The sequence below is a fragment of the Pectobacterium aroidearum genome (genome assembly GCF_015689195.1).
In the GTDB taxonomy this organism is placed as follows: Bacteria; Pseudomonadota; Gammaproteobacteria; order Enterobacterales; family Enterobacteriaceae; genus Pectobacterium; species Pectobacterium aroidearum.
The window spans coordinates 3301740-3323875 of record NZ_CP065044.1 but is presented as its reverse complement, the minus strand read 5'-3'; the positions used below and the strand labels follow the sequence as shown (position 1 = coordinate 3323875).

At 55.3% G+C, this 22136-nt stretch carries 16 protein-coding genes; 5 read left to right on the top strand and 11 right to left on the bottom strand.

Annotated elements, in window-relative coordinates; genetic code table 11:
• Positions 1-771 precede the first annotated feature (771 nt).
• Positions 772-2436 carry a methyl-accepting chemotaxis protein gene (locus I2D83_RS14900; protein WP_205946820.1) on the top strand — a complete coding sequence of 555 codons (1665 nt, stop codon included), beginning with the start codon at positions 772-774 and terminating at the stop codon, positions 2434-2436.
• A 162-nt stretch (positions 2437-2598) separates the two neighbouring features.
• Here I2D83_RS14900 and I2D83_RS14895 read toward each other — a convergent pair whose 3' ends face one another.
• A complete protein-coding gene (locus I2D83_RS14895) occupies positions 2599-3585 on the bottom strand; it encodes a methyltransferase domain-containing protein (RefSeq protein WP_205946819.1) in 987 nt (328 codons plus the stop codon).
• A 66-nt stretch (positions 3586-3651) separates the two neighbouring features.
• Between I2D83_RS14895 and I2D83_RS14890 the strand changes: the two genes are divergently transcribed.
• From I2D83_RS14890 to I2D83_RS14880, 3 genes are all read left to right on the top strand, one after another.
• Positions 3652-4644, top strand: coding sequence for an AraC family transcriptional regulator (locus tag I2D83_RS14890; protein ID WP_205946818.1), 993 nt, complete (start codon positions 3652-3654; stop codon positions 4642-4644).
• Between the two features lie 275 nt (positions 4645-4919).
• Positions 4920-6422, top strand: a complete 1503-nt coding sequence (gene proP / locus I2D83_RS14885) for a glycine betaine/L-proline transporter ProP (RefSeq protein ID WP_180777164.1) — start codon at positions 4920-4922, stop codon at positions 6420-6422.
• Between the two features lie 130 nt (positions 6423-6552).
• Positions 6553-7872 carry an SMP-30/gluconolactonase/LRE family protein gene (locus I2D83_RS14880; RefSeq protein ID WP_205946817.1) on the top strand — a complete coding sequence of 440 codons (1320 nt, stop codon included), beginning with the start codon at positions 6553-6555 and terminating at the stop codon, positions 7870-7872.
• Positions 7873-7940: 68 nt separating this feature from the next.
• On the opposite strand, the gene I2D83_RS14875 is transcribed toward I2D83_RS14880, so the two are convergent.
• The 10 genes from I2D83_RS14875 to I2D83_RS14830 form a co-directional block, all read right to left on the bottom strand.
• Positions 7941-8180: a hypothetical protein gene (locus I2D83_RS14875; RefSeq protein ID WP_180777162.1), complete on the bottom strand. Its 240-nt coding sequence runs from the start codon at positions 8178-8180 to the stop codon at positions 7941-7943.
• Between the two features lie 106 nt (positions 8181-8286).
• Entirely contained in the window at positions 8287-9741 is a 1455-nt protein-coding gene (locus I2D83_RS14870; RefSeq protein ID WP_205946816.1) for an AMP nucleosidase, read from the bottom strand.
• 158 nt (positions 9742-9899) lie between these two features.
• On the bottom strand, positions 9900-11678 hold the full coding sequence (locus I2D83_RS14865; protein ID WP_205946815.1) for an ABC transporter permease subunit: 1779 nt from the start codon (positions 11676-11678) through the stop codon (positions 9900-9902).
• A 38-nt stretch (positions 11679-11716) separates the two neighbouring features.
• A complete protein-coding gene (locus I2D83_RS14860; RefSeq protein WP_205946814.1) occupies positions 11717-13228 on the bottom strand; it encodes an ABC transporter substrate-binding protein in 1512 nt (503 codons plus the stop codon).
• A 10-nt stretch (positions 13229-13238) separates the two neighbouring features.
• The gene (locus I2D83_RS14855; protein WP_015839698.1) at positions 13239-14486 is read right to left on the bottom strand and encodes an MDR family MFS transporter; all 1248 of its coding nucleotides are present in this window, start codon (positions 14484-14486) and stop codon (positions 13239-13241) included.
• Between the two features lie 98 nt (positions 14487-14584).
• The gene (locus tag I2D83_RS14850; protein WP_205946813.1) at positions 14585-15421 is read right to left on the bottom strand and encodes an ABC transporter ATP-binding protein; all 837 of its coding nucleotides are present in this window, start codon (positions 15419-15421) and stop codon (positions 14585-14587) included.
• Complete coding sequence (locus I2D83_RS14845; RefSeq protein ID WP_205948199.1) at positions 15418-16260, bottom strand: ATP-binding cassette domain-containing protein; 843 nt, start codon at positions 16258-16260, stop codon at positions 15418-15420. The genes I2D83_RS14850 and I2D83_RS14845 overlap by 4 nt, the downstream gene beginning before the upstream one ends.
• A 252-nt stretch (positions 16261-16512) precedes the next feature.
• The gene (locus I2D83_RS14840) at positions 16513-18306 is read right to left on the bottom strand and encodes an aryl-sulfate sulfotransferase (protein WP_205946812.1); all 1794 of its coding nucleotides are present in this window, start codon (positions 18304-18306) and stop codon (positions 16513-16515) included.
• A gap of 16 nt (positions 18307-18322) precedes the next feature.
• On the bottom strand, positions 18323-19132 hold the full coding sequence (locus I2D83_RS14835; RefSeq protein WP_205946811.1) for an ABC transporter ATP-binding protein: 810 nt from the start codon (positions 19130-19132) through the stop codon (positions 18323-18325).
• Positions 19129-20742: an ABC transporter permease gene (locus I2D83_RS14830; protein ID WP_205946810.1), complete on the bottom strand. Its 1614-nt coding sequence runs from the start codon at positions 20740-20742 to the stop codon at positions 19129-19131. The genes I2D83_RS14835 and I2D83_RS14830 overlap by 4 nt, the downstream gene beginning before the upstream one ends.
• A 238-nt stretch (positions 20743-20980) precedes the next feature.
• Between I2D83_RS14830 and I2D83_RS14825 the strand changes: the two genes are divergently transcribed.
• The gene (locus tag I2D83_RS14825) at positions 20981-22126 is read left to right on the top strand and encodes an ABC transporter substrate-binding protein (protein WP_205946809.1); all 1146 of its coding nucleotides are present in this window, start codon (positions 20981-20983) and stop codon (positions 22124-22126) included.
• Positions 22127-22136 lie beyond the last annotated feature (10 nt).

Here is a 22136-nt window from a genome sequence, read left to right as displayed (position 1 = left end):
ACGGAAACACGCAGCACCTTATTAGGTTCAGCCCGAAAGCCAGTCAGCCCTTACTGACTGGCTTTTTTTATGTTGATAGGTATTAAACGCTCTGCTTTTATCTTTACCCTCTAATTAATTCAGCAACGTTACGCTATACCGTTCGACTCACTGCGCCATGATCTGGACGCTATCGTAGTTTATCTAAACTATTAGTCTTCTAATTTATAAATTCGATTTAATGAATAAAGATCAGGGCTTTTTCTCTGATAGAAAAAAACGATCGAATACAAGGAATTGAACGGTCTAATGATCGTTATTTCCGATCGATATTGCATTTATGATAGTGTAAGCTTATAGACCGTAGCGAGGCTTTATCTCGATACTGTGTTTATGAATGTGTTTGCCTCAATTGAGGCATGACACCGGCTAAAACAGGGGAGTGAGGGCAAAAACTTAGCTTTCTTAATCATGGCTCGATTTTAGTTATACGCACAAATAATGTGAAGTGCGAAATGGTGTAAGATTTTTTTCGAGTTACTTTATCAAGTAAACAATTACTGTAAGTAAGTATTTTTACATATATGAAAAATATTATGGCTAAATGAATTTCTTATGCCAGTGTTCTGCTACATGCATCAAAAAAAATAAGAAGTTTATAGAAGCCAGGGAACCGGTTGCAATAGCGGTTTGTTTTACCGTTTGTCGTATTTTTTCAGATAAACAGTAGCTAATTCGTCTATCAATCGCAATTGGGTAAACATGGTAAGAATGTAAAATTCTGGTGCTAATATGGATTTTTTAAAAAATATAAAAATTGGAAATAGGCTTGCTCTTGGTTTTGGTTTGCTAATCATATTGACACTGATTTTGTCATCTGTGGGCTATTATTTTATGAAGGATATTGGCACCGAAGTTGATGAGATCACTGAAGATAGAATGGTGAAGGTTGATATGTTGCGTGATATTCAAGATATCTTGAATACCAATGTTCGTACTTTGCGCGATATTATCCTCCTCCCTGCCGACAGAAATCAGGAAAAACAGGCGCTGAGGGCGGTCATCGTAAAAACGACTAACTCGGCAAGTGAAATATATAAAAACCTCGATGGCAGCATTACTTCGCAGAAAGGACGTGAGCTGTTTAATCAACTTATCGATATCAGAAAACAATATAGTGTGAGCATTAACAAAGCCATTGACTATGCGATGGATGAGCAAGATGCATTGGCTACCGAATTGGTGTTTGGCGATATAGCCGCTATCCAATCGCTTTATTTTACCAAACTCAATGAGTTGACTGCATTACAGGTTTCATTCGTTGATCATGCTAAGCAGGTGACAAAAGAATATATCTACGATGCGCTGTTATGGATGTTAATACTATCCGTTTTTTCTACGGTATTAGGATGCCTTACGGCCTGGCTATTGACCCGCAGTGTCACGGCACCGTTATCTATTGCACTTTCTTCTGCGAAGCGTATCAGCGAAGGCGATCTGAGTGGTTCGATTGTCGTCAATAACCGTGATGAAACGGGGTTGCTATTGGAGGCTATGCAGGAAATGCAAGCGGCGCTAACACGGATGGTGGTTGGCGTCAGAAACAATGCCGAGAGTGTCGCGACGGCCAGCATGCAGATTGCTCAGGGTAATGCTGATTTATCATCACGAACTGAAGAGCAGGCGAGTGCGCTGGAAGAAACCTCCTCGACCATGACGCAATTAGGGATGACGGTAAAAAACAATGCTGATAACGCGCTTCAGGCGAACGTGCTGGCGAAAAACGCAAGCACTGTGGCGCAGCAGGGAGGCGATGTTGTCAATGAGGTGGTGGACACGATGAGAGCGATCAATGAAAGCTCGCGTAGCATTGCGGATATCATCAATGTCATCGACAGCATTGCCTTTCAGACGAATATTCTGGCACTCAACGCTGCTGTTGAGGCGGCACGTGCTGGTGAACAAGGTCGTGGTTTTGCTGTTGTGGCGGGAGAAGTGCGTAACTTGGCACAGCGCAGTGCCGAAGCGGCTAAAGAAATTAAGAATCTGATTACGGCCAGCGTTGAACGCGTTGAGCTTGGCTCTGTGTTGGTTAACAAAGCGGGAGACACGATGCAGCAGGTCGTGATGTCTATTCGTCAGTTGAGCGATACGGTATCCGAGATCAGCGCGGCAAGTGCTGAACAGTCGACGGGGGTTGAACAGGTGGGGATCGCTGTCAGCCAAATGGATCAGACCACACAGCAGAATGCTGCTTTGGTAGAAGAATCCGCTGCTGCCGCACAAAGTCTCAAGGAGCAAGCCGATCAGCTCGTTAGAGAAGTTTCCGTGTTTAGAATTGCGGGCCATAAACCCTCAATGTTGCAACCTGCAACTCAGGCTCTCTCGCTTGTGGCGATGCTCCCGGTCTCTACTCGTGCAGCCGCTCAACGTCCGTCAGATTGGACGAATTTTTAAAATATTATAATAGCCAACATCTCAGGGATGTATTGAAAGTCAGCAAGCATAACAACAAGACGTTTCCTCAATAGATTGTATAAGCTTTTTTGCCAGTCAGCGCATGCTGACTGGCTTTTTGCTTTTCTATCACGATTAGTGTTCGAGCATATCGTGCGAAGGTTACCCGTGTTTGCGGGCGATCAGCACATTCAGCGGTGCCATAGGAAATGCCTGATGACGTCGGGTTTCGACAGAGGTAAAGCCCGCAGCCAGTAACCATTGCGCCAATTGACCTTCCCGCGTGACGTGGCGTCCGCTCATTTGCATCGGCAGGTAGAACGGCAGAACCGGCGCGGCCTCATCGGCCTCGTCAGCAATCTCCGCCTGTGCCAGAACCAGTGTACCCTCCGGTGCCAGCGTATCGCGGAGCGTCGTCAGCATCGCGGGAATGTCCTCGACAAAATGCAGGAAAGAAGAGCTCCAAATCAGATCGTATTTTTCTCGGGGCAAGGCGCCGCTTTGTGCCGACAGCCGTGCGGATAGCCCGGCTGCGTCGATATTGCGCTGCGCCACGGCGGCGGTCTGCGGCAGGTCATAAACCGTACCGGAGATCTGAGCATGACGCAGCGCCAGCGTAATCGCCACCCAGCCGGGGCCGCCGCCCAGATCGAGAACGTGCCTGATTTGCGGGAAATCCGGCAGGCTGGAGAGAAGCTGCTCGGCACGGTCAGCCGTTACCGCCCGCTGTTCCTGAGCGATTTGCTGCTCCGCGGCGTTGGCCCACGCGGCATCGCGTGGTAACTCGGTCAGTTGGGTCGGCAGAGGCTGATGCATGCCGTCGCCAAGCCCCTGACCAAACTGGCGCAGGCTGGTGAGGCGAAAGCGCCAGGCGTCGCCCAGAAAACGTGAACTGCTGCGGCAGAGTACGGTGGCACAGGTCGGGTCGGTACGATAGCCGTCGTGATGGCGCGTCAGTAGCTGCATGCTCCACAGCAGTTCAAGCAGAAACCCGGTTTTCTCCGGTTGCCAGCCTAGCGTTGCCGCCAGCTGTTCCGGCGTGGAGGCTTCCTCCAGCCGATCGAAAATCTGCTGTTCCAGCGCCAGATGTAAGGCATCCGCCTTCACGCTGCTGGCGGCAAGCTGCCATAACGTCTCTAATGGATTCATAAGTGGCCTTTCTCATTGATGGTCAGTCGATAGGGAATATGCTATCTATAAATGAGAATCGTTATTATGTTCATTGTTATGCGAGACGGCGTTTTTCATATGCGAAACGTTGGGGGAAAAATGGCACAAAGACAGCAACGGGTGCGAGAGGGGTTATCGTCCGGCGATCGGTGTCGGATGAGTGAAGTGAATCGCGCTGATTCACGTCGCATCCTGCCGGGCGATATCGGTGAATGCTGGTCGGATTTCAGCCGCATTGATGCGGATCTGTCATTGGCGCATTCACAATACCGCCCGCACCGTGGGTTGGTGGAAGAAACACAGAATCCACATGCGCAACCGATGCTGGTTATGACATTTGCGCTGACAGGGGAGTCGGCTTATTACGATAACGGCGGCTCACAGATCTGGTTTCGCCAACGGCATGTCACGATTACGACGTTTGGCGCCAGCGTAGGCGAACGTCATTATCAGGCTCAGCAGCAGGTCGATCAGCTACGGCTGTTGGTGGGGAAAACGGCGGCGGCTCGTTATTTTGGCGTGGAATGTGCGGAACTGCTGTTCAGTGGCGATGGGGTACAACAGCGTGCGTTTGCCCCCGTCTCTGCGGCCAGTCAGGTTCATGTCAATGCGCTGTGCGCTGACGCCGATCCGCTAAACCGTCACATCCATGCTTTAAGTCTGCTGGCGCAGTATCGCCACGTCCTGCAGCCGGAAGAGAGGCGCGGCGCTATTCATCTACAAGAACGGCAGCAGTTGGAGCAGGTGTGCCGCTGGATGCGTGAACATCTGGCTGAACCGCTGACGCTGGCTTGTATCGCGACTCAGGCAGGAATGAGTGAATCCAGACTCAAACTCGGATTTCACCGCTGCTTCGCGGCCACGCCGGGTCAGATGTTATTGCGGATGCGGATGGAACGGGCGCATCAACTGCTGGAACAGGGATTTCAGGTGGCGCAGACTGCCTGGCAAGTTGGCTATCGGCATCCCGCTAATTTCAGTTTGGCATTTACGCGCTATTTTAGCCGTAACCCAAAAATGATTACGCCGCGTAAGTAAAAATACCCTACCGATAGCAATGTGATGATTCTGTCATAACTCTTTACCATTATTTTCCTTTGATTATATTCCTGTCCGTTATTTAGGCATACGACACCCTGAATCCGAGCTTTTGTCCAAATTCTTCTATACTCCATTCAGCAGTACCAATGTGTAATGAATATTGCGACCAATCAGCTGTTCATTTTTCAGCGCGCAGTCGGGTGGTTCCCTGTGCATGAAAAAGACTATTTTATTTTTAATAAGTGGTCGCTTTTTAAGCAAAGGAAAAAAGGATGAGATTAAAAAAGAAAAAAATTGAGCCGATGAAAATTCAGGACATTACCATTATTGATAATGCCAGACTCAAAAAAGCCATTACCGCAGCCGCATTGGGTAATGCGATGGAATGGTTTGATTTTGGAGTATATGGTTTTGTGGCGTATGCGCTCGGACAGGTTTTTTTCCCCGGTGCCGACCCCGGCGTACAAATGATTGCCGCACTGGCAACATTCTCGGTTCCCTTTTTAGTTCGGCCGCTCGGCGGAATATTTTTTGGTGCGATGGGCGATAAATTTGGTCGCCAGAAAGTCTTGTCGATCACCATTATTATCATGTCGGTGAGCACATTCTGTATTGGCTTGATTCCGTCTTATGAATCGATCGGTATTTGGGCGCCAGTACTACTGCTGTTGGCGAAACTGGCGCAGGGCTTCTCCGTTGGGGGCGAATATACCGGTGCGGCGATTTTCGTTGCCGAATATTCCCCGGATAGACGACGCGGATTTTTAGGAAGCTGGCTGGATTTCGGCTCGATTGCCGGATTCGTGATGGGGGCGGGTGTCGTGGTGCTTATTTCCTCCATTGTCGGAGAAGAAAGCTTTCTGGAATGGGGATGGCGTATTCCGTTCTTTATTGCTGCACCGCTCGGATTAATTGGGATTTATTTGCGCCATGCGCTGGAAGAAACGCCGACGTTCCAGCAGCACGTGGACAATATTGATAAAGAATCAAAAGACAGCATTCAATCCCCGCCGAAGATTTCTCTGCGTGAAATTGTTAGCAAGCAATGGAAAGGTCTGCTGATCTGTATTGGGATGGTAATTACCACCAACGTGACCTATTACATGCTGCTGACCTATATGCCGAGCTACCTTTCACACAGCCTGAATTACTCGGAAGATCATGGTGTGATGATTATTATTGCCGTCATGATCGGGATGCTGTTTGTGCAGCCGGTGATGGGGCTGATGAGCGATCGCTACGGGCGTAAACCATTTATTATTTGCGGCAGTATTGGGCTGCTGCTGCTGTCAGTACCCAGCTTCATCTTGATCAACAGCGATGTGATCGGGCTGATTTTTTGCGGATTACTGATGCTGGCTGTCCTGCTGAATTCGTTCACGGGGGTGATGGCTTCGACGCTTCCCGCACTGTTCCCGACGCATATTCGTTATAGCGCGCTGGCGACCTCATTTAACGTTTCTGTACTGGTTGCAGGCTTTACGCCGACGGCGGCGGCGTGGCTGGTGGAATCGACCAGCAACCTGTATATGCCAGCGTATTACCTGATGGTGATTGGGCTTATCGGTTTGATTACCGGGATGTCGATGCGAGAAACGGCAAACCAGCCGCTGAAAGGCGCAACGCCAGCGGCGTCGGATCGGACGGAAGCCAAAGAGCTGTTGCAGGAACAGTACGACAATATTGAGCTGAAAATAGAAGAGATTGATGAGCAAATTGCCGAGCTGGAGAAGAAAAGAAAACGGCTGACCGAACAGCATCCTGAGATTAATTAACCTCGCCTCACTGTACAAGAAAAGCGCCACGGATGTGGCGCTTTTGCTATGTCCTTTCTGCCTGATTCTGGTATCTTTTATTGTTATGTTATAACATATCATAAATCACAATGACATCACGGAGAGAAAGATGCAGAAAACGACAATCGCGGCGACTCTGGGGTTGCTGATGGGGGTGGGGAGTGCGGGCGTTCAGGCGCACGACCATGAGGTATTACGCGGACGATTAATCTTTTCCGATCACCAGAAACCGACGCTCAGCGTGCTGGATCTGGATACCTTCAAAGTCACACATACTTTTGACGTGGGTCACGCGAACGCATCGCTGGTGCCTACCGAAGATGGCCGATTCACCATCGTCAATCTTTACGATGACGCGGGTACGATTGCTTTCCTCGATACTGGCCTGACCTATGAATCGCATGACGACCATCTGGACGTGCATAAAGGTGAGCCGCGGCTTTTGCCGCTGCGGGTGACGGGAGACAAACCCTCGCATATCACCTCGGAAAACGGCTGGATCGCTTGGTCATACGATGGCTTACGTCCGTGGGACGGCCCCAGCCAGCCTGAATCGGTGATGATCCGCTTGTCTGAACTGGATAGCGCCAATCCTGTCGTTGAGAAACGTAAAAGCCCTGCGCCGCAGCACGGTATCACTGCGCCGTTGGGGAACAACCAGTGGCTGATTTCCGTGCCGAAAGCGGCCTATGCCAAAGGTGATGATAAAACGGTGACGTCGCGGCCTAATGGCTTTGTTGTTTATCAGCAGGATAAGGGCTGGAAAGCCATTGCGGACTTTAATCAGGCGCAGGATCCCCAGCGTTCGTGTAAAGAATTTCACGGCCACGGCGCGCTGAATCATGTTCACGTTTTTGGCTGTAATGCAAAGCTGGCGGATGGTGACGCAAAAAGTGACGGCGGCGTGTTGATCGTAAAACAGCAGAGTGGGAAATGGGTGTCGCACAAGCTGGCTTATCCTGACGATCGCCGTACCAGTACGCTGAAATCTGGTCTGCAAGGTCGTTACGTCATTGGGAATTACGGTGGGCTGGGCGGGCAGCCATTTAACGCACTGATTCGTATCGATCCGCAATCCAAAAAGCTTACGGCACAGGATGTGTTTTCCATCCCGGATGAACAGGCTGTGTGTAAATTTGAAATTTCTGCCGATGGCAAACGAGTGGCGAACCTGACGCCAGATGGCAAGTTGCGTCTATATGACGTGGCGCCAAACTGGAAGCAAATCGCCAGCTTTGATGCGGTCGAGGCGTTTGACTGCGCTTACGGTGCCAAAACGCCGACACCGTCGCTCGCCATCGTCGGCGGCAGCGTGTACGTCAGCGATCCGGTGAATCAGCGCATTCGTGAGTTTTATCTGAACAGCGCGAAGCAGGGGCTGGATATTAAGATTGATGGCGCGCCTACCGAGCTGGCGGGTAAGCGCTAAACCCGGTTCAGGAGTGAAGCAGCATACGGGCAGGGATGCCCGAATCGTCTATAAGCACGACGTGGCGATTAGCGGCCAATGAGCCGCAGCTGGGTGCAAAATGGGCAACCACAGCCGTTAACGGAGGTGGCATCGCACTGGCCGGGGTGAATCGTATTCAGCCCCATTGGCGTAAAGCCGGAAAAGGCACGCTTAGCGTCATCAATATTGCGTAGCCCGCTCTCCGTAGACTGAACCATTTTGGCTTGAAACGCAGATGCTTGCGCCGCCACCAGGGAAAGCAACAGAACTGACAGACCTTTCTTCATTGGGTTTATCCGCGATGAAATTTGATTTGTTATAACATAACGAATTTAACCGCGCCAGAGCAGCCGACGGCACGCAGGGGTCGGCTGCCTGAACAACATCATTTGACTAGCGGAACGGCGGCTCGTTAAAGGTACGCAGTTTGCGTGAGTGCAGCTTATCGCTTTCAGCCCGCAACAGATCGATGGCGCAGATGCCAATCTGCAAATGCTCCGAAATCGCCCCTTCATAGAAACGGTTTGCCTGTCCCGGCAGCTTGATTTCACCGTGTAACGGCTTATCCGAGACGCACAGCAGCGTGCCGTAAGGCACTCGGAAACGATACCCCTGCGCGGCAATTGTCGCACTTTCCATATCTACCGCGACGGCGCGACTGAGGTTAAACCGTAGAGCAGAGGCCGCGTAGCGGAGCTCCCAGTTGCGGTCATCGGTGGTAACCACCGTGCCGGTACGCAGGCGCTGCTTAACTTCTTCTCCCGGCATGCCGCTGACCATCTTGGTGGCGTCGTACAACGCACGCTGCACTTCGGCGATGCTGGGAATCGGGATGTCAGGCGGCAATACGGCGTCCAGTACGTGATCGTCACGCAGGTAAGCGTGTGCCAGCACATAATCACCTATGGACTGACTCTCGCGCAGGCCGCCGCAGTGGCCGATCATCAGCCAGGCATGCGGACGCATCACCGCAAGGTGATCGCAGATGGTTTTCGCGTTGGATGGCCCGACGCCAATGTTGACCATCGTAATCCCTTTACCCTGACGGGGGATCAGGTGATAGGCGGGCATCTGATGGTTCTTCCAAGCCAGATCGGACACCGTCTGCTCTGGGTTCGGCGTCTCGGCGGTGATGTAGATACCGCCCGCGCAGGATAGTGCCTCATAGGGGCTATCGGGATCGGCAATCTGCGCACACGCCCAGCGTACAAACTCATCGACATAACGGGTGTAGTTGGTGAAGAGGATGAACGGCTGAATATGTTCCACCGGTGTGCCGGTGTAGTGGCGAAGCCGCGCCAGCGAGAAATCAGTGCGCAGGGCGTCGAAGTGCGACAGCGGCGATGTGGTGGTGGCATGAAACAGCCCGTCGGCCGTCTCGTCTCCAATCTGTGACAGTTCCGTAGTGGGGAAATGTTTGGCGATGCCCGCACTCATGGAGCGGTCAAGAATCAGGTCGGAACCGTCGAGCACGTAGGGGAACGGAATTTCCTGCTGTGACGGGCTGACGTCAATGGTGACATCATAATCCCCCTCCAGCAGCGCAAGCTGTTCCGCCAGATAAGCGCGTAGAAATGCCGGGCGGGTCACGGTGGTGGAGTAGCTGCCGGGATGGGTGAAACGTCCATAGGCGCGATGGCGGGGATGGCCGGTCGAATTGCCGCTCCAGCTGACGCGCAGAGCTGGGTAGGAAAATAATCCCGCCGCGCGCGCGTTGGCATCGGGCAGGGGGCCATCATTGATGAAGTCCCCGATGGCGTCGCGCAGCGCTGAGACGGCGTCATCATACAGCGCTTCCAGTTTATCCAGAGCCTGAGTGACGGTAAGACTGACGTCGCTGTTATGCATAATCTCTCCTTTAATAACTTTCTGCACATATTTAATTTTGTACTTCGGCAGAGGTTAGCTCACAGCGTAACTGAAGATGCCCAGCCCCGCCATCGTGAAATCTGGCGGAGCTGTGAGTGTGAAGAGAAGAGAGCGTTGAGGCGATGTTCCACCATCGATTAGTGCTTGTGGCGACCAGAGAGATTTGCCGCGCTCACGGCCAGTATCGACAACACGCCGAGTGCAGCCGCCGGTGCCAGCACGCCCCAGAAGGCACGTTCGATATACGGCATTCCTTCTGCCAGCACGCGTCCCCATTCTGGTGTCGGCGGTGAGGCACCCAGACCTAAGAAGCCGAGCGATGCCAGCGCCAGCGCGATGCCGGGCAGTCGCAGCATGGCGTGACGAAAGAGTGGCCCAATCAGCGCAGGCAAAACATAAAACAGGCTGCGCCGTATCGGTCCCACGCCAAGGATTGGCAGCATGCGAATATAAGGACGCGCATTAATTTCGGCGACCAGCGCCGCGGTGTGTGCAGCCAGCGGAGCCCAACTCACCGCAATCACGGCAATCGCCGCGCCCGTTGCCGTCGGGCCATTAACGGCGGCAACCAGCAGCCCGGCAATCACTGGCGGCAGGGCGTTGGTCACTTCGATGGGACCCGTAAGCAGACGCGGAAACAGCCCAACCAGCAGGCCGATTGCCAGACAGGCCAGTGATACCACCAGTGCCAGCAGACAGGTATTTAGCGTGCCGTGGGCGACGCGCGCCAGTAAATCACGCCCCATCGCGTCCGCGCCAAAAGGCAGCAGGAACGACGGCGGTTGCAGGCGTAGAAAGGCAGACGTATAGGGATCGCGCGGTAAGCCAGCCAGCAACAGCAGCGCCAGCAGTAGCACGCAGATAACCGGCAGCCAGATTGCATAGCGAGACACCGGGCTACCACGTTCTTCCGGCACGGGCATCGCCCCGCTCCGCAGCGCGCGTCCGAGTATCAGCAGCCGTACGCCGCTGGCAGCGATACCCGCCAGTGAGGCGATGAGTAAAAGAATCAACACGCCAATCTGTAAGGCGGGCAGATCCTGTGCGGCCGCGGCTCCCAGCGTCGCACGTCCCAGACCGGGAATCGCGAATATTTTTTCGACAGCGATGGCACCGCCGGTTAAGGAGACGAGCACCAGCCCGACCAGCGGCATCACGCTGGGCAATGTACGTTTCAGCACCGCCAGTGCGACATGACGACGGCTCACGCCCGCCACGCTCCAGGTGGTGAGCCAGTTTTCGCTGAACGTGGCGGAGAGTGCGTCGGCAATAATTCGACCAAGGTAGCCGCCTGCCGGAATACCGAGCGCCAGCGACGGCAGCACCGCGTAGTGTAAGCCCAGCCAGCCATAGGGCGGAAACCACTGTAGCCAGACGGCACCGACGATCAGCAGAAACGACGCCAGCAGAAATTCAGGCAGTGCGGTAAATAAAGCGGCAAACAGACCGCCTGAACGATGAACCTGACCGCGTAACCCCTGGCGAAAGGTTGGGGCGCACAACACGGCAGCCAGTGTGAAGGCCACCAGCGCTGAGGACGCCATCAGCGTGAGCGAGACGCCCGCCGCCTGTAACATCCCCGGAAGGACTGGTCGGCCAGACACCCAGGAATTGCCTGCATCGCCGTGTAGTAGACCTGTCAGCCAGTTCAACAGCAATTGCAGCGGGCCTTGATCCAGCCCGAGAGAGTGACGAATGGCATTTAGCGTTTCCGCCGTCGCTTCCTGCTCGCCAGAACGAGCACGTAGCAGCGCCAGCGCAGGATCCTGACCGGATAACCACGGCAGCATACCAATCAGCACGACGATCCCCGCGAGCGTCAGCAGCCGCGAAAACAGCGGGATCAGCATGCCGTATCGTGGGCGTTGCGTCTGGTTGATGGTTGCACAGGTGCGGCAATATAGCGGTTCGCTCATAAACTCGTCATCTTTCTGGTTGTTGGGCGTGTTACCCGTTATTTTGCGTCGGTAGCAATATGCGTGGCGGCGTTAATCAGCGTGCGTTCACGCGGATCGCGCAGTGCGTTTTTTACCTGTGCGCTTTCACCCTGAATGACGCGCTCATGCAGCATTGGAATCGCAGCATCGCTGGCAAGGATCAGGTTTTCTGCCTGCATGATGGCCTGACGGCGTGCAACGCCCGCAGGAATCGCAGCCGCTCTTTGTAACGCTTGATCGATTTCCGGGCGGCACAGTTGGGCGATGTTGAATGACCCTTCGCAGGCAAAATCGCTGTACAGGTAAGCCACCGGATCGCCGGAATCCAGCACGGTAGCGCGGGATAAAATAAAGGCGTCAAACTTGCCTGCCAGCGCGTCGGACTCAATCTGCGCATACTCACGCACTACCTGTTTCACCGTAAATCCGGCGGCGGTAAGCTGCTGTGCCAGATAGACTGCCACCTCAGGCAGCTCGGCGCGATCGCTGAAGGTTGCCAGCGTGATGGTCGCACCCGCAGGCGTACCGGCTTTGACCGGATTCGCCACCGGCTGGCGCAGTTCCGCCGCCCACGGCAATGCGGGACCTAACAGACCCTGCGCGATGTCGGCACGCTTCTCATAGACGTTATCCACCAGCTGTTGGCGGTTAATCGCATCACGCACGGCGGCACGCATTGCAGGATCTTGCATCACGCCGTGGCGCGTATTCAGATACAGCGTGTTGGTACGCGGCATCGGGACTTCATGCACCAGCGATTGATCCAGCAGCGGTGCCTGAGAAACCGGAATGGCTTCGACAATGTCTGCCGTGCCGGTACGTAATGCAGCCGCGCGCGCTGCACCGTCAGAGACAAAGCTGACGTCGATCCCGCTGGCCAGTGATTTCTCACCCCAGTAGCCGTCGAATCTGTCCAATACCGCGCTGCTGGTGCCCGTGACGCTACGCAGAACAAACGGACCGCTTCCGGTGTTGATCGGATTGACCACGCCATTTTTACCGTATGCCGCGGTGGAGAGGATCGCCAGCTGTGGGCTGGATAAGCGCTGGGGCAGCAGCGGATCCGGCTTAGCCGTGGAGACAATCACGGCGTTATCGCCATCGGCTTTTACCGTTAACTGCACGCCGTCCAGAATGCGTGGCTTAGGGGCGGCGGTGGACGCTACGGTGAGCGCATTAACCACCGTGGCGGCGTTTAACGTGGTGCTATCGTGAAAATGAACATTGGGACGCAGCTCAAAACGCCAGGATTTATCATCGATTTGCTGCCATGTTGTCGCTAACGCAGGCTGAGCTTCGCCGAGCTTGTCGAGCACCACCAGCGTTTCTGCCGTGCTCCAGCGCGACAGCTTAAAGGCATCATCGCTCAGTGGCGTCAGGCCGGAGCGCGGTGGTTGAAGCATCGCCAGTTTGATTCGGCCGTCATGATGCGAGGTGTGCTTTTCCTCCGGCTCGTTGAAGCAGCCTGACAGCAGCAGCGTGGCTGATAGCAGGCCGGAAACGGGCCACAGGAGATTACGCATATTCATCAGTCTGTCCTTATTCATTCAAGGTTGAAGCGGATTTAAACGGGCGGCAGATGACCATCATCGCCAGCGAACTGCACAGCGGCACAGCGGCGAGCAGCACCCACGGAATAGCGGCCTGTGGCGACGGCGTCAGCGCACGGTCGAGCTGGCTACCGAGTACAAAGTTGCCGACCAGAACAGCAATGCCGCCCATCGATGCCAGCGCGCCATAGTGCGCCCCCAGATTCTGGTTGTTGGCAAAACGCGGGATGAGATCCATGCCAACGGGGACGATTAACATCTGTCCCAGCGTTAATAGGGTAATCAAGGAGATAGCCGGAAGCAGGCGCTGCCATCCTTCTGGCGGCGTGCTGGAAGCAAACAGGGCGACACTAAGGAACGAGGCAGACAGCAGTGCGAAGCCCAATGGCAGCATGCGTGCTGCACCAACCCGGCGGGCAAAACGCGCCAGCGGAAGCTGTAATCCGATCACGAGCAGTGAAGCCAGAACAAACAGCGGGCCGAGGTCTTTCTCACTGCTGCCGGAGCGGTGCAGTTCAACTGGCAGCGCCAGATAGAGCTGGTTGTAGCTGAACAAGTAAGCGCTGTAGGCAATGATGAACGCAACAAAGCGCCGCTGTCGGAAGGTTTCCCACCACGGGGCGATGTGTAATTCGCCCTGATTACGCTGCGTCGGCGGCAGACTGAAAAACAGGACGATGAGCGCAATGACAAAGACGCCAGCGCCGGCGAGCGCCACGCGCTGGAATCCGTATCCAGCCAGTACCGAGCCCAGCAGGGGGCCCAACACCGCGCCCAATTCACCGCAAATCGCAAACAGGGCGAACCACTCGGAGCGGCTGCGTTTTCCCTCTTTTTCACTTTGCGTACCGGCTTGCGCCATTAATGCCTCAATGGCGGGGGAGAACAGGGCTCCGCCGACGCCGGTCAGGCAGGCACCGAGAATAATCGGCCACAGCGAATCGCCCAGCGCCAGCAGGAGATAACCGCTGATGCGTACGACGCAGCCGCACAGGATAATTACGCGTGCGCCAAAGCGGTCAGCCAGCGCACCGCCGACTAAAAACATGCCCTGTTGAGAAAAGGTGCGTAAGCCAATCACCAGTCCGATAGCCCAGCCGGAAAGCAGCATGTCGTCACGCAGGAAAATCGCCAGAAACGGCACGACGGCATAAAAGCCAATGTTGAAAACAAGCTGGCTACCCAGAAGCAACGGAGGGTAAGGCCGCGGCGTGCGGCTGGCGGTAAGGTCTGACATGTCATCATCCATTATAAAAAGAGTCGTGATAAAAGCCCGCGATGGGAAAATGTGTTATTGACGCGGTATTTTATTGTAAAAAATGTGTGTTCAGCGAGCTAATAGCCAGACGTCGACAGCGCGGGTACGGCCTGCAACAGGCGGGCAGTGTGCGGCTGCTGCGGTGAAGCCAGTACCTCGGCGGTGGGGCGATCTTCAATGATGCATCCGCCGTCCATAACCAGCATTCTGTCGCACAGACCGGCGAGCATGGAAATATCGTGCGATACCATCAGTAAACCCATCTTGTTTTGTTTGGTGACCTGTTGAAGCAGCGTTTTAATCTGTTCGCGCAACGGCAAATCCAGACCGCTGACCGGCTCATCCGCCACTAAAAACTCGGGTTGAACCATCAGCGCTCGCGCCAGCGCGACACGTTGTGCCTGACCGCCGGAAAGCTGCCCGGCGACCCTGTCCAGAAGCGTGGTGCTCAACCCCACCTGATCCATGACCTCACGCAGGCGGGTCGAATTTTTTCCATTAACATGCCGGTTTTCATCAGGACGGAGCCGTTTCAGCGGCTCGGTGAGAAGATCGGCGACGCGTTGGCGTGGCGCGAGCGAGCCTGCCGGATCCTGAGGAATATACTGGACGCGGCGACGATACCAAATCAGCGAACGCACCGATCCCGGCTTAATCAGGTTGCCGTCGCAGTACACGGCGCCACGCTCCGGCGCTTCAAGCGCGAGCAGGGTTTTTAGCAGCGTGGATTTACCACAGCCGGAAGCGCCAACCAGCCCGACGCGTTCATGCTGTTGCATCGTCAGCGACAGGTCGTGAAAAATCGCACCGGCAGGTTCGATCTTTTGCCACGGCAAACGCGACGTTTGGCGATAGCGGCTGACGTGTTCGAGGCTTAAAAACGGTGTGGGAACCGCATGCAGGTGGTGGTTCATCCGGCGAGCGCTCCGGCAACGGTTGCAGGCGATATATTCGTCGTCAATAACACATTGTCGGATAAAAGTGTGTCAGCGCGACGTGCTGTAGCAACCAAACTGCGGGTATAAGGATGCTGTGGTGCATTCAGCAGTTGCAGCATACTGCCAGATTCCACGATCTGCCCGTTTTCCATCACCAGACCGCGTTGGCAGAGTTGGGCGGCAACGGCGATATCATGCGTAATAAACAGCAGGGCGGGGGCGTCCGGCTGGACGCTACGTTCCTGTAAGACCTGCAATACCTGCTGCTGAGTCATGACATCAAGCGCGGTAGTGGGCTCGTCTGCCACCAGCAGACGCGTCTTACCGAGCAGTGCAAGGGTAATACAAATGCGCTGACGCTGACCGCCGGACAATTCGGCAGGATAGCGCTGCAACAGGTTGGGAATGTCATCCAACTGCATAGCGCTAAGCAGCGCAGAAAGCTCAGCGGAAGAGGTCGTTTTCAACGCCAGTGACAGCTGTTTTCCCAGCGGCATGAGGGGATTCAGCGCCGTTGCCGAGTCCTGGAACACGGCAGAGACGCGGCCAGTCTGCGGGCGAGCCAGCGCGTTCAACTGACCCACCTCTTCGCCATTGACCCGAATGCTGCCACTAACCTGACAACCTGCTGGCGGCGTGCCGATGACTGCTCTGGCGGTGAGGGATTTACCGGAACCGGATGCGCCGAGTAAACAGACACGTTCACCCGCGAACAGCGTAAAACTGACCTCGCTGACTTTGGTCTCGCCACTCATAGACAGGCGAAGGTTCTCTACCTGAAGAATGGCGTCTGTGTGTCTGTTCCAGTTAATCATGGCTAACGTATACGGTTGGTGTAAATCGATATGTAATAACATAACAAATTACGACGAAGTGATGCAAAGGAAATGTGATCCAACGCGTATAAATTGGCGCATCGATGCCGCTCACTCGGCGGCCACGTCCACCGCTGCATAATTTTTTAAGCCGGATATAAATCACCGCAAATTGAGGCATTTGTGTAAGAGGCGGTGGATGGATAGAGCGATCTCACTGGAAGCGAGATCGCATTTAGAAGAGGGGGGGGGTTAGCGTTGCTGTGCGGCCAGCCACTGGCGTAGGCGTTTGGGTTGCTGTGCGCCGCTCAAGCGATCCCGCACTCCACCATTTTCGATCCATAGCAGGGTCGGTAACGTTCTGACCGCCAGTTTCTCCGCCAGCGCAGTGTGACGATCGGCGTCCAGATAATGGCTCGGCAAGTGGCGGTATTCCTCGTTATCCAGAATCGTTTCCAACTGGCGGTAGAGGCTTTTGCAGTGGACGCAGCGCTCCGCGCCGACCAGCAGCAGTTGTGGGCCTTGTTGGGCTGCCAGTTCAGGCCAGTCGTCAGCGGTCAGTGAAGCAAAGCGCTCTCGGTTGACGACAAAGAGCTTCGGACTGCGCTTGAGGTCTTCGCTATCGGTTGCGACGCACAGGGCATCGCCGCTCTTTTTGTAGGGGCGCGTGCCTTCAATACGAATGACGCTGGCGAAGCCGGGGGCGGCGGCTCCCGGTTGACGTAGCCGAGTGTTGTCGGGGGCGATCACTGGCGTTTCCTGTGGGCGCGGCAACTGTGGCACCCACTCGTAGGGCACACGGTAAGCGCGATACAGCATGTTGGTATTCACCGTCTTGCCCCAATACGGGGAAATAAACTCCCAGACAATCTCGTGATCGACGGTGACTTCAAAGAGTCGACCGTTGGCACCTTCGTTAATCAGCGTATTGCCGTTCGGCAGGCGCTGGATATTGCTGATGTACGGGCTGTAAAAACGGAAAGCGTCGGTCGGGTGTGGAATGCCAGCTTCGTAGGGCGAATAGCGCCAGACAATATCCAGCGTCACCGGGTTGATTTCCAGCACGCGCGAATAGTCACGCCAGGCGTTTTTCACGCCGTCGGCCGAGGCCGGATTGGGTGCGCCGTAGCCTGCCCAACCACCGTTATCAAACACCAGAATATTGCCCGCCCCCGGCAAGCCCGCGGGGATCATATGCGCGTGATGTTGGCCGATAATCCAGCCAATGTGTTTGAGTTCAGGCGTGTTGTAATGAGGACCAAGCTGCCAGACGATATTGCCACTCTGTTTGTCGATGATGGCGATGATGTTGGATTCGCGGGCGTCCCAGATAATGTTATCCGGGTGGAAACGGGTATCGCCTTGATCGAACCACGGGTTGGGGCCGAGTGCCGACATGGAGTTGATGTGCATCCAGTCGCCCATGCCGCCGCCACTTTTGCGCAGGTTAGGATTGTTGTACAGCGCGGTTTTCGCATCGTCGTCAAAGCCCAACTCGTCAAAATGATCGCTGCAACGCCATTCCCATAAGATGTTGCCTTCCCAGTCCACCTCAATAATGGTGTCGTCGAGCAGCAGTTTGTCGCTGATCCGTTCGTTATGCAGATTGGTATGCGCCAGCAGTAGCGTGTTGCCGCCAATCGACTGCGGCTCTTGTCCCGGTGCGTAATAGCCGACCGGATTACCGCTGCGCTGGTAGTCATGATGGACGCGCGCCATCCATTCTGGCGGGAGATCAGGATCGGTAATGTGTTCATAGCCGTTGAATTTCCAGACGACGTTGCCGTCCCAGTCCACCTGAATCAGATCGACCATGTCCTGCATGCCGTAGCGCGAATCACGTTCACCGCTATGCCCGAGGATGTAACCGCCGGGCAGGATTTTGTTGGGAAAACCGTGCAAGCCTTCCCACAGGCGTAGTTCGGTGCCGTTCATATCCACCAGCACCGCGCCGCGCTCCAGCGCCTGAAAGACGGTGTAGCCGCCCCAGGCTTTTTCCGGGTTGTAAATCGTCGTGCCGGTCGGGTAGACGGAAGGGTGTCCCATAATGGTGCTCCAGTATTTATGAGTTCAGTGAAGAGAAAGCGGCCGCGGTATCGGCGGGCTGCGTCAGCAGTGCGAGCAACTGGCTGCACTGCTGGTGAAAATCTTGGCTATCACGCTGGCGCGGATGCGGCAGCGAAATTGTCGCAATCTGGCGGATACGACCCGGTCGCGGTGCCAGTACGACGACGCGATCGGCGAGATAGACGGCTTCTTCGACATCGTGGGTGACCAGCAGCGTGGTGGTGCCCTCCGTCTGATGAATACGGCGCAGCTCCTGCTGCATCTGCTGGCGCGTTAGCGCATCCAGCGCACCAAAAGGCTCATCCAGCATCAGGATGCGTGGGTTGGCGACCAGACCTCGCGCGATCGCGACACGCTGCGCCATGCCGCCGGAGAGCTGGGCGGGTAGGGCGTCGGCAAAGTCCTGCAAGTGCACAAGCTGAATAAAGTGGTCGATCAGGCGTTTCCGCTCTTTGCTATCGATCGCCTCATTCGCCAGCCCAAGCGCGATGTTTTGCCGTACCGTCAGCCACGGAAACAGGCGCGGTTCCTGAAACACCATGCCGCGCTCGCGCCCGATACCGCGCACGGTTTGCCCTTCAACCAGTACGCGTCCCTGATAGTCGTTGTCCAGACCGACCAACATACGTAACAGTGTAGATTTGCCGCAGCCGCTGCTGCCGACAATGGCGACCAGTTCACCGCTGTGAATCGACAGGGAAAAATCATCAATCACCGTCAGCGCTTCGCCCTGCACGCGAAACTGTTTACGCAGGCGATCGAACTGCACCACCGGTGGTGGCACATCAAGGGGAGTGGACGTCATGCGATTTCTCCTGCGGAACGCCAGCGCGTCATCCGCTGTTCCAGACCTAATCCAACGCGGTCGAGTACCGCGCCTGTTAATCCAATCAACAGCATGCCGCTGATAATGAGGGGCATATCCAGTAACTGTTGGGCGTTGATCATCAGGCTGCCGATTCCCGTGCCGGATGACATGAAATATTCCGCGCCGATGGTGCCAAGCCAGGCGTAAATCAGCGACAGACGTAAACCCGCAAAGATGGCGGGAGCGGCACCCGGCAGAATCAGCACCCTCAGACGGGTTGAGAGACGGAGCTGTAACACCTGTGCGACTTCCTGTAAGGCCAGCGAACGCTGGCGGATACCGCGATGGCTGGCTACCAGCATGGGGAAGAAGGAGGCCAGGGCGACAAAGGTGATTTTCCCGGCTTCATCGTTGCCAACCCAGGCGGTCAGCAGCGGTAGCCAGGCAAACAGCGCGATCTGACGCAGCGTCGCGACCGTGGGCGCAAAAAGGGCGTCGCTGGTGGCGTTTAGCCCCAGCAGTACGCCACCTATGAGGCCAGCAACAATGCCGCATACCGCACCGGCGAGCGCGCGAGTCAGGCTGGCCTGCATTGCCTCAGTGAGTGAACCGTCGTGGACGCCTTGCAGCAACATGTGCCACACGTCTGCGGGTGGTGGTAGCAGTAACGGATCGATCCAGCCAAAACGGCTGGACTGTTGCCAGAGCAGCAGAAGCAGGAACGGTAAAACCAGCGCGGATAAGCGGCGAGACGGCGCAACGGTTAAGCGACTGAGCGGCGGGTGTGGCCAGAAGACCAGACGACGTTCCAGCTGATTGATTGTCCACTCCATCGTCAGCCCTGCCAGACCTATCACGGCGATGCAGACAAACACGATATCCAGTTGAAACAGCTGGCGTCCCCATACCAGCAGGTAGCCAATGCCCTGAGACGACGCCAGCAGTTCGACCACAATCAGCGATACCCATGCCTGCGAAAGCGCCAGTCGTAAGCCGGTTAGCCAGGTGGGGAGTGCGGCGGGCAATGTCAATTTGATGAGGCGCTGATGCCACGGCAGGCGCAGAGTGCGGGCGACTTCCTGTAGTGCATGCGGCACGTTGCGCACGCCCGTTTGCGTATGCAGCGTCACCGGGATAATTACCGCCTTGATGATGACCGCAAGTTTTAAGCCGTCATCAATGCCAAACAGCACCATAAATAGCGGGATCCAGCCCAGCGTCGGGATCTGTGCCAGCGCGTATACCGTCGGATGCAGCAAATGTTCGGCACGGCGTGAAGCGCCCATGAGCGCACCGAGCAGCGTTCCCGCCAGTAAGCCTGCCAGCAGACCGCTGGCCAACCGTTGTAGGCTGATAAAGAGCTGTGGCAGGAGATCGTTGTGCCAGAGTTCGACGGCGGTGTTAGCGACGACGTTGGGGGCAGGGAGAATCTGGGCGGGCATCCAGCCGTAATGGGTGCTGATATACCACAGCGCCAGCAGTGCCAGCGGCACGATTAGTGGTACTACAAGCGACACAATTCTTGGCACGACAAGAGAATAGGCCCGTGCTGTCGGTAGAGCAGGCCAGATGTTCGCGTTTTTTTTCAGCAGTATCGACTTATTCATTTTATTCCACGAAAGCATCACGACTGGATGAATAGGGAATAAAAAACAGGTTTCAGCCTTGAACGCCAATGCAATAAAGCGATGGTCACCGTGCAAGAAATGCATATGCGTAGCCCGCGCCCGCCAGCACTGATTTATGCTTTTTTCCGCTGAACAAACCTGTAAATGTTATTTAAGCCTGATGCAGACGGTTCGTTAGTTTTCATGGCAGATGAAACAAATTATTGAGGAAAACCGTATGCACCAACCATCAATCTTATCGATAACTCTTTTATCGGTAACTTTCCATTCTCGCTGGCGACAGGGGCTGCATAAGTTCATTGGCGGTGCTCTGTTGATGAGCGCTGCGCTAATGACATCGACCGTTCAGGCAAACGACGCGACCCCGCAGGATGCACAGAAGCCGACAGAGATTCGCATTGGTTTGCCGGATCAAAGCGCGGGCAGCAAACCCTTTATCCGCGGGCCGTTGGGGTTGGCGCATATTCAAAAGCAACTGGAGAAAGAATTTGAACCGCAGGGCATCAAGATTCAGTGGTCGTTCTTTAAAGGCGCGGGCCCGGCGGTAAATGAGGCGCTGGCGAACAAGCAGTTGGATGTGGTGTATTTGGGCGATCTGGCGGCCATTATTGGTCGGGCGGGAGGATTGTCGACGCGGGTGCTGGTGGGATCGCGCGGCTCTAATTCTTATCTGGCGGTGACGCCGGAATCGGGTATTCAACGAATTGAAGATTTACGCGGTAAGCGGATTGCAGTCTACAAGGGAACGGCCGATCAGCTGTCGTTTGAGCGCGCGATTAAAAGCGTTGGGCTAAATGAGCGCGACGTGCGGGTCATCAATCTGGACTGGACGGCGGGCAAAGCGGCGCTCGCAGCCAGACGCGTGGATGCAGTATGGGGCGGCGTCTCCCTGCTGGCGTTGCGTAAGCAGGGAATTAATATTGTGACCACCAGCCGGGCTCTGGGCTGGGCGAATACCACGCAGGCTGCGGTGCTGGCGACGCAGGACTTTATCGACCGCTACCCAGGCACGACACAGCAACTGGTAAATGTGCTGGTGGATAATGCGCGGTGGATTGGCGAGGCGCAGCACCTGCCGGACTATACCGCGCTAATGGCAGAGCAGAGCCAGATTCCGCAGGCGATCTTTCAGGAAGAGCTGAAAGCGGAAGATCTCCCGTTTCAAAGCTCACCGCGTCTCGATCCGTTCCTGCTTAGCAGCTTGCAGGACAGCATAGAGCGGGCGAAAGCCGCCGGACTCATTCGTAACTCGTTTTCAGCCAGCGACTGGTTTGCTGGCGAGTTTGCCGATCGGGCATTGAAGTCCAAAGGACTGGAGTCAAATTGGCCGGTGTATGACGCCAGCGGCAATCCCGCGAAATAATCACGTAGGC

Excerpts from the sequence above, each read along its gene's own strand:
- proP (WP_180777164.1), top strand. The coding sequence starts at position 4,920 with ATGAGATTAAAAAAGAAAAAAATTGAGCCGATGAAAATTCAGGACATT.
- I2D83_RS14865 (WP_205946815.1), bottom strand. The coding sequence starts at position 11,678 with ATGAGCGAACCGCTATATTGCCGCACCTGTGCAACCATCAACCAGACG.
- I2D83_RS14825 (WP_205946809.1), top strand. The coding sequence starts at position 20,981 with ATGCACCAACCATCAATCTTATCGATAACTCTTTTATCGGTAACTTTC.
- I2D83_RS14860 (WP_205946814.1), bottom strand. The coding sequence starts at position 13,228 with ATGAATATGCGTAATCTCCTGTGGCCCGTTTCCGGCCTGCTATCAGCC.
- I2D83_RS14855 (WP_015839698.1), bottom strand. The coding sequence starts at position 14,486 with ATGTCAGACCTTACCGCCAGCCGCACGCCGCGGCCTTACCCTCCGTTG.
- I2D83_RS14870 (WP_205946816.1), bottom strand. The coding sequence starts at position 9,741 with ATGCATAACAGCGACGTCAGTCTTACCGTCACTCAGGCTCTGGATAAA.
- I2D83_RS14890 (WP_205946818.1), top strand. The coding sequence starts at position 3,652 with ATGTTCATTGTTATGCGAGACGGCGTTTTTCATATGCGAAACGTTGGG.
- I2D83_RS14840 (WP_205946812.1), bottom strand. The coding sequence starts at position 18,306 with ATGGGACACCCTTCCGTCTACCCGACCGGCACGACGATTTACAACCCG.
- I2D83_RS14880 (WP_205946817.1), top strand. The coding sequence starts at position 6,553 with ATGCAGAAAACGACAATCGCGGCGACTCTGGGGTTGCTGATGGGGGTG.
- I2D83_RS14900 (WP_205946820.1), top strand. The coding sequence starts at position 772 with ATGGATTTTTTAAAAAATATAAAAATTGGAAATAGGCTTGCTCTTGGT.
- I2D83_RS14875 (WP_180777162.1), bottom strand. The coding sequence starts at position 8,180 with ATGAAGAAAGGTCTGTCAGTTCTGTTGCTTTCCCTGGTGGCGGCGCAA.
- I2D83_RS14835 (WP_205946811.1), bottom strand. The coding sequence starts at position 19,132 with ATGACGTCCACTCCCCTTGATGTGCCACCACCGGTGGTGCAGTTCGAT.
- I2D83_RS14830 (WP_205946810.1), bottom strand. The coding sequence starts at position 20,742 with ATGAATAAGTCGATACTGCTGAAAAAAAACGCGAACATCTGGCCTGCT.
- I2D83_RS14895 (WP_205946819.1), bottom strand. The coding sequence starts at position 3,585 with ATGAATCCATTAGAGACGTTATGGCAGCTTGCCGCCAGCAGCGTGAAG.
- I2D83_RS14850 (WP_205946813.1), bottom strand. The coding sequence starts at position 15,421 with ATGAACCACCACCTGCATGCGGTTCCCACACCGTTTTTAAGCCTCGAA.
- I2D83_RS14845 (WP_205948199.1), bottom strand. The coding sequence starts at position 16,260 with ATGATTAACTGGAACAGACACACAGACGCCATTCTTCAGGTAGAGAAC.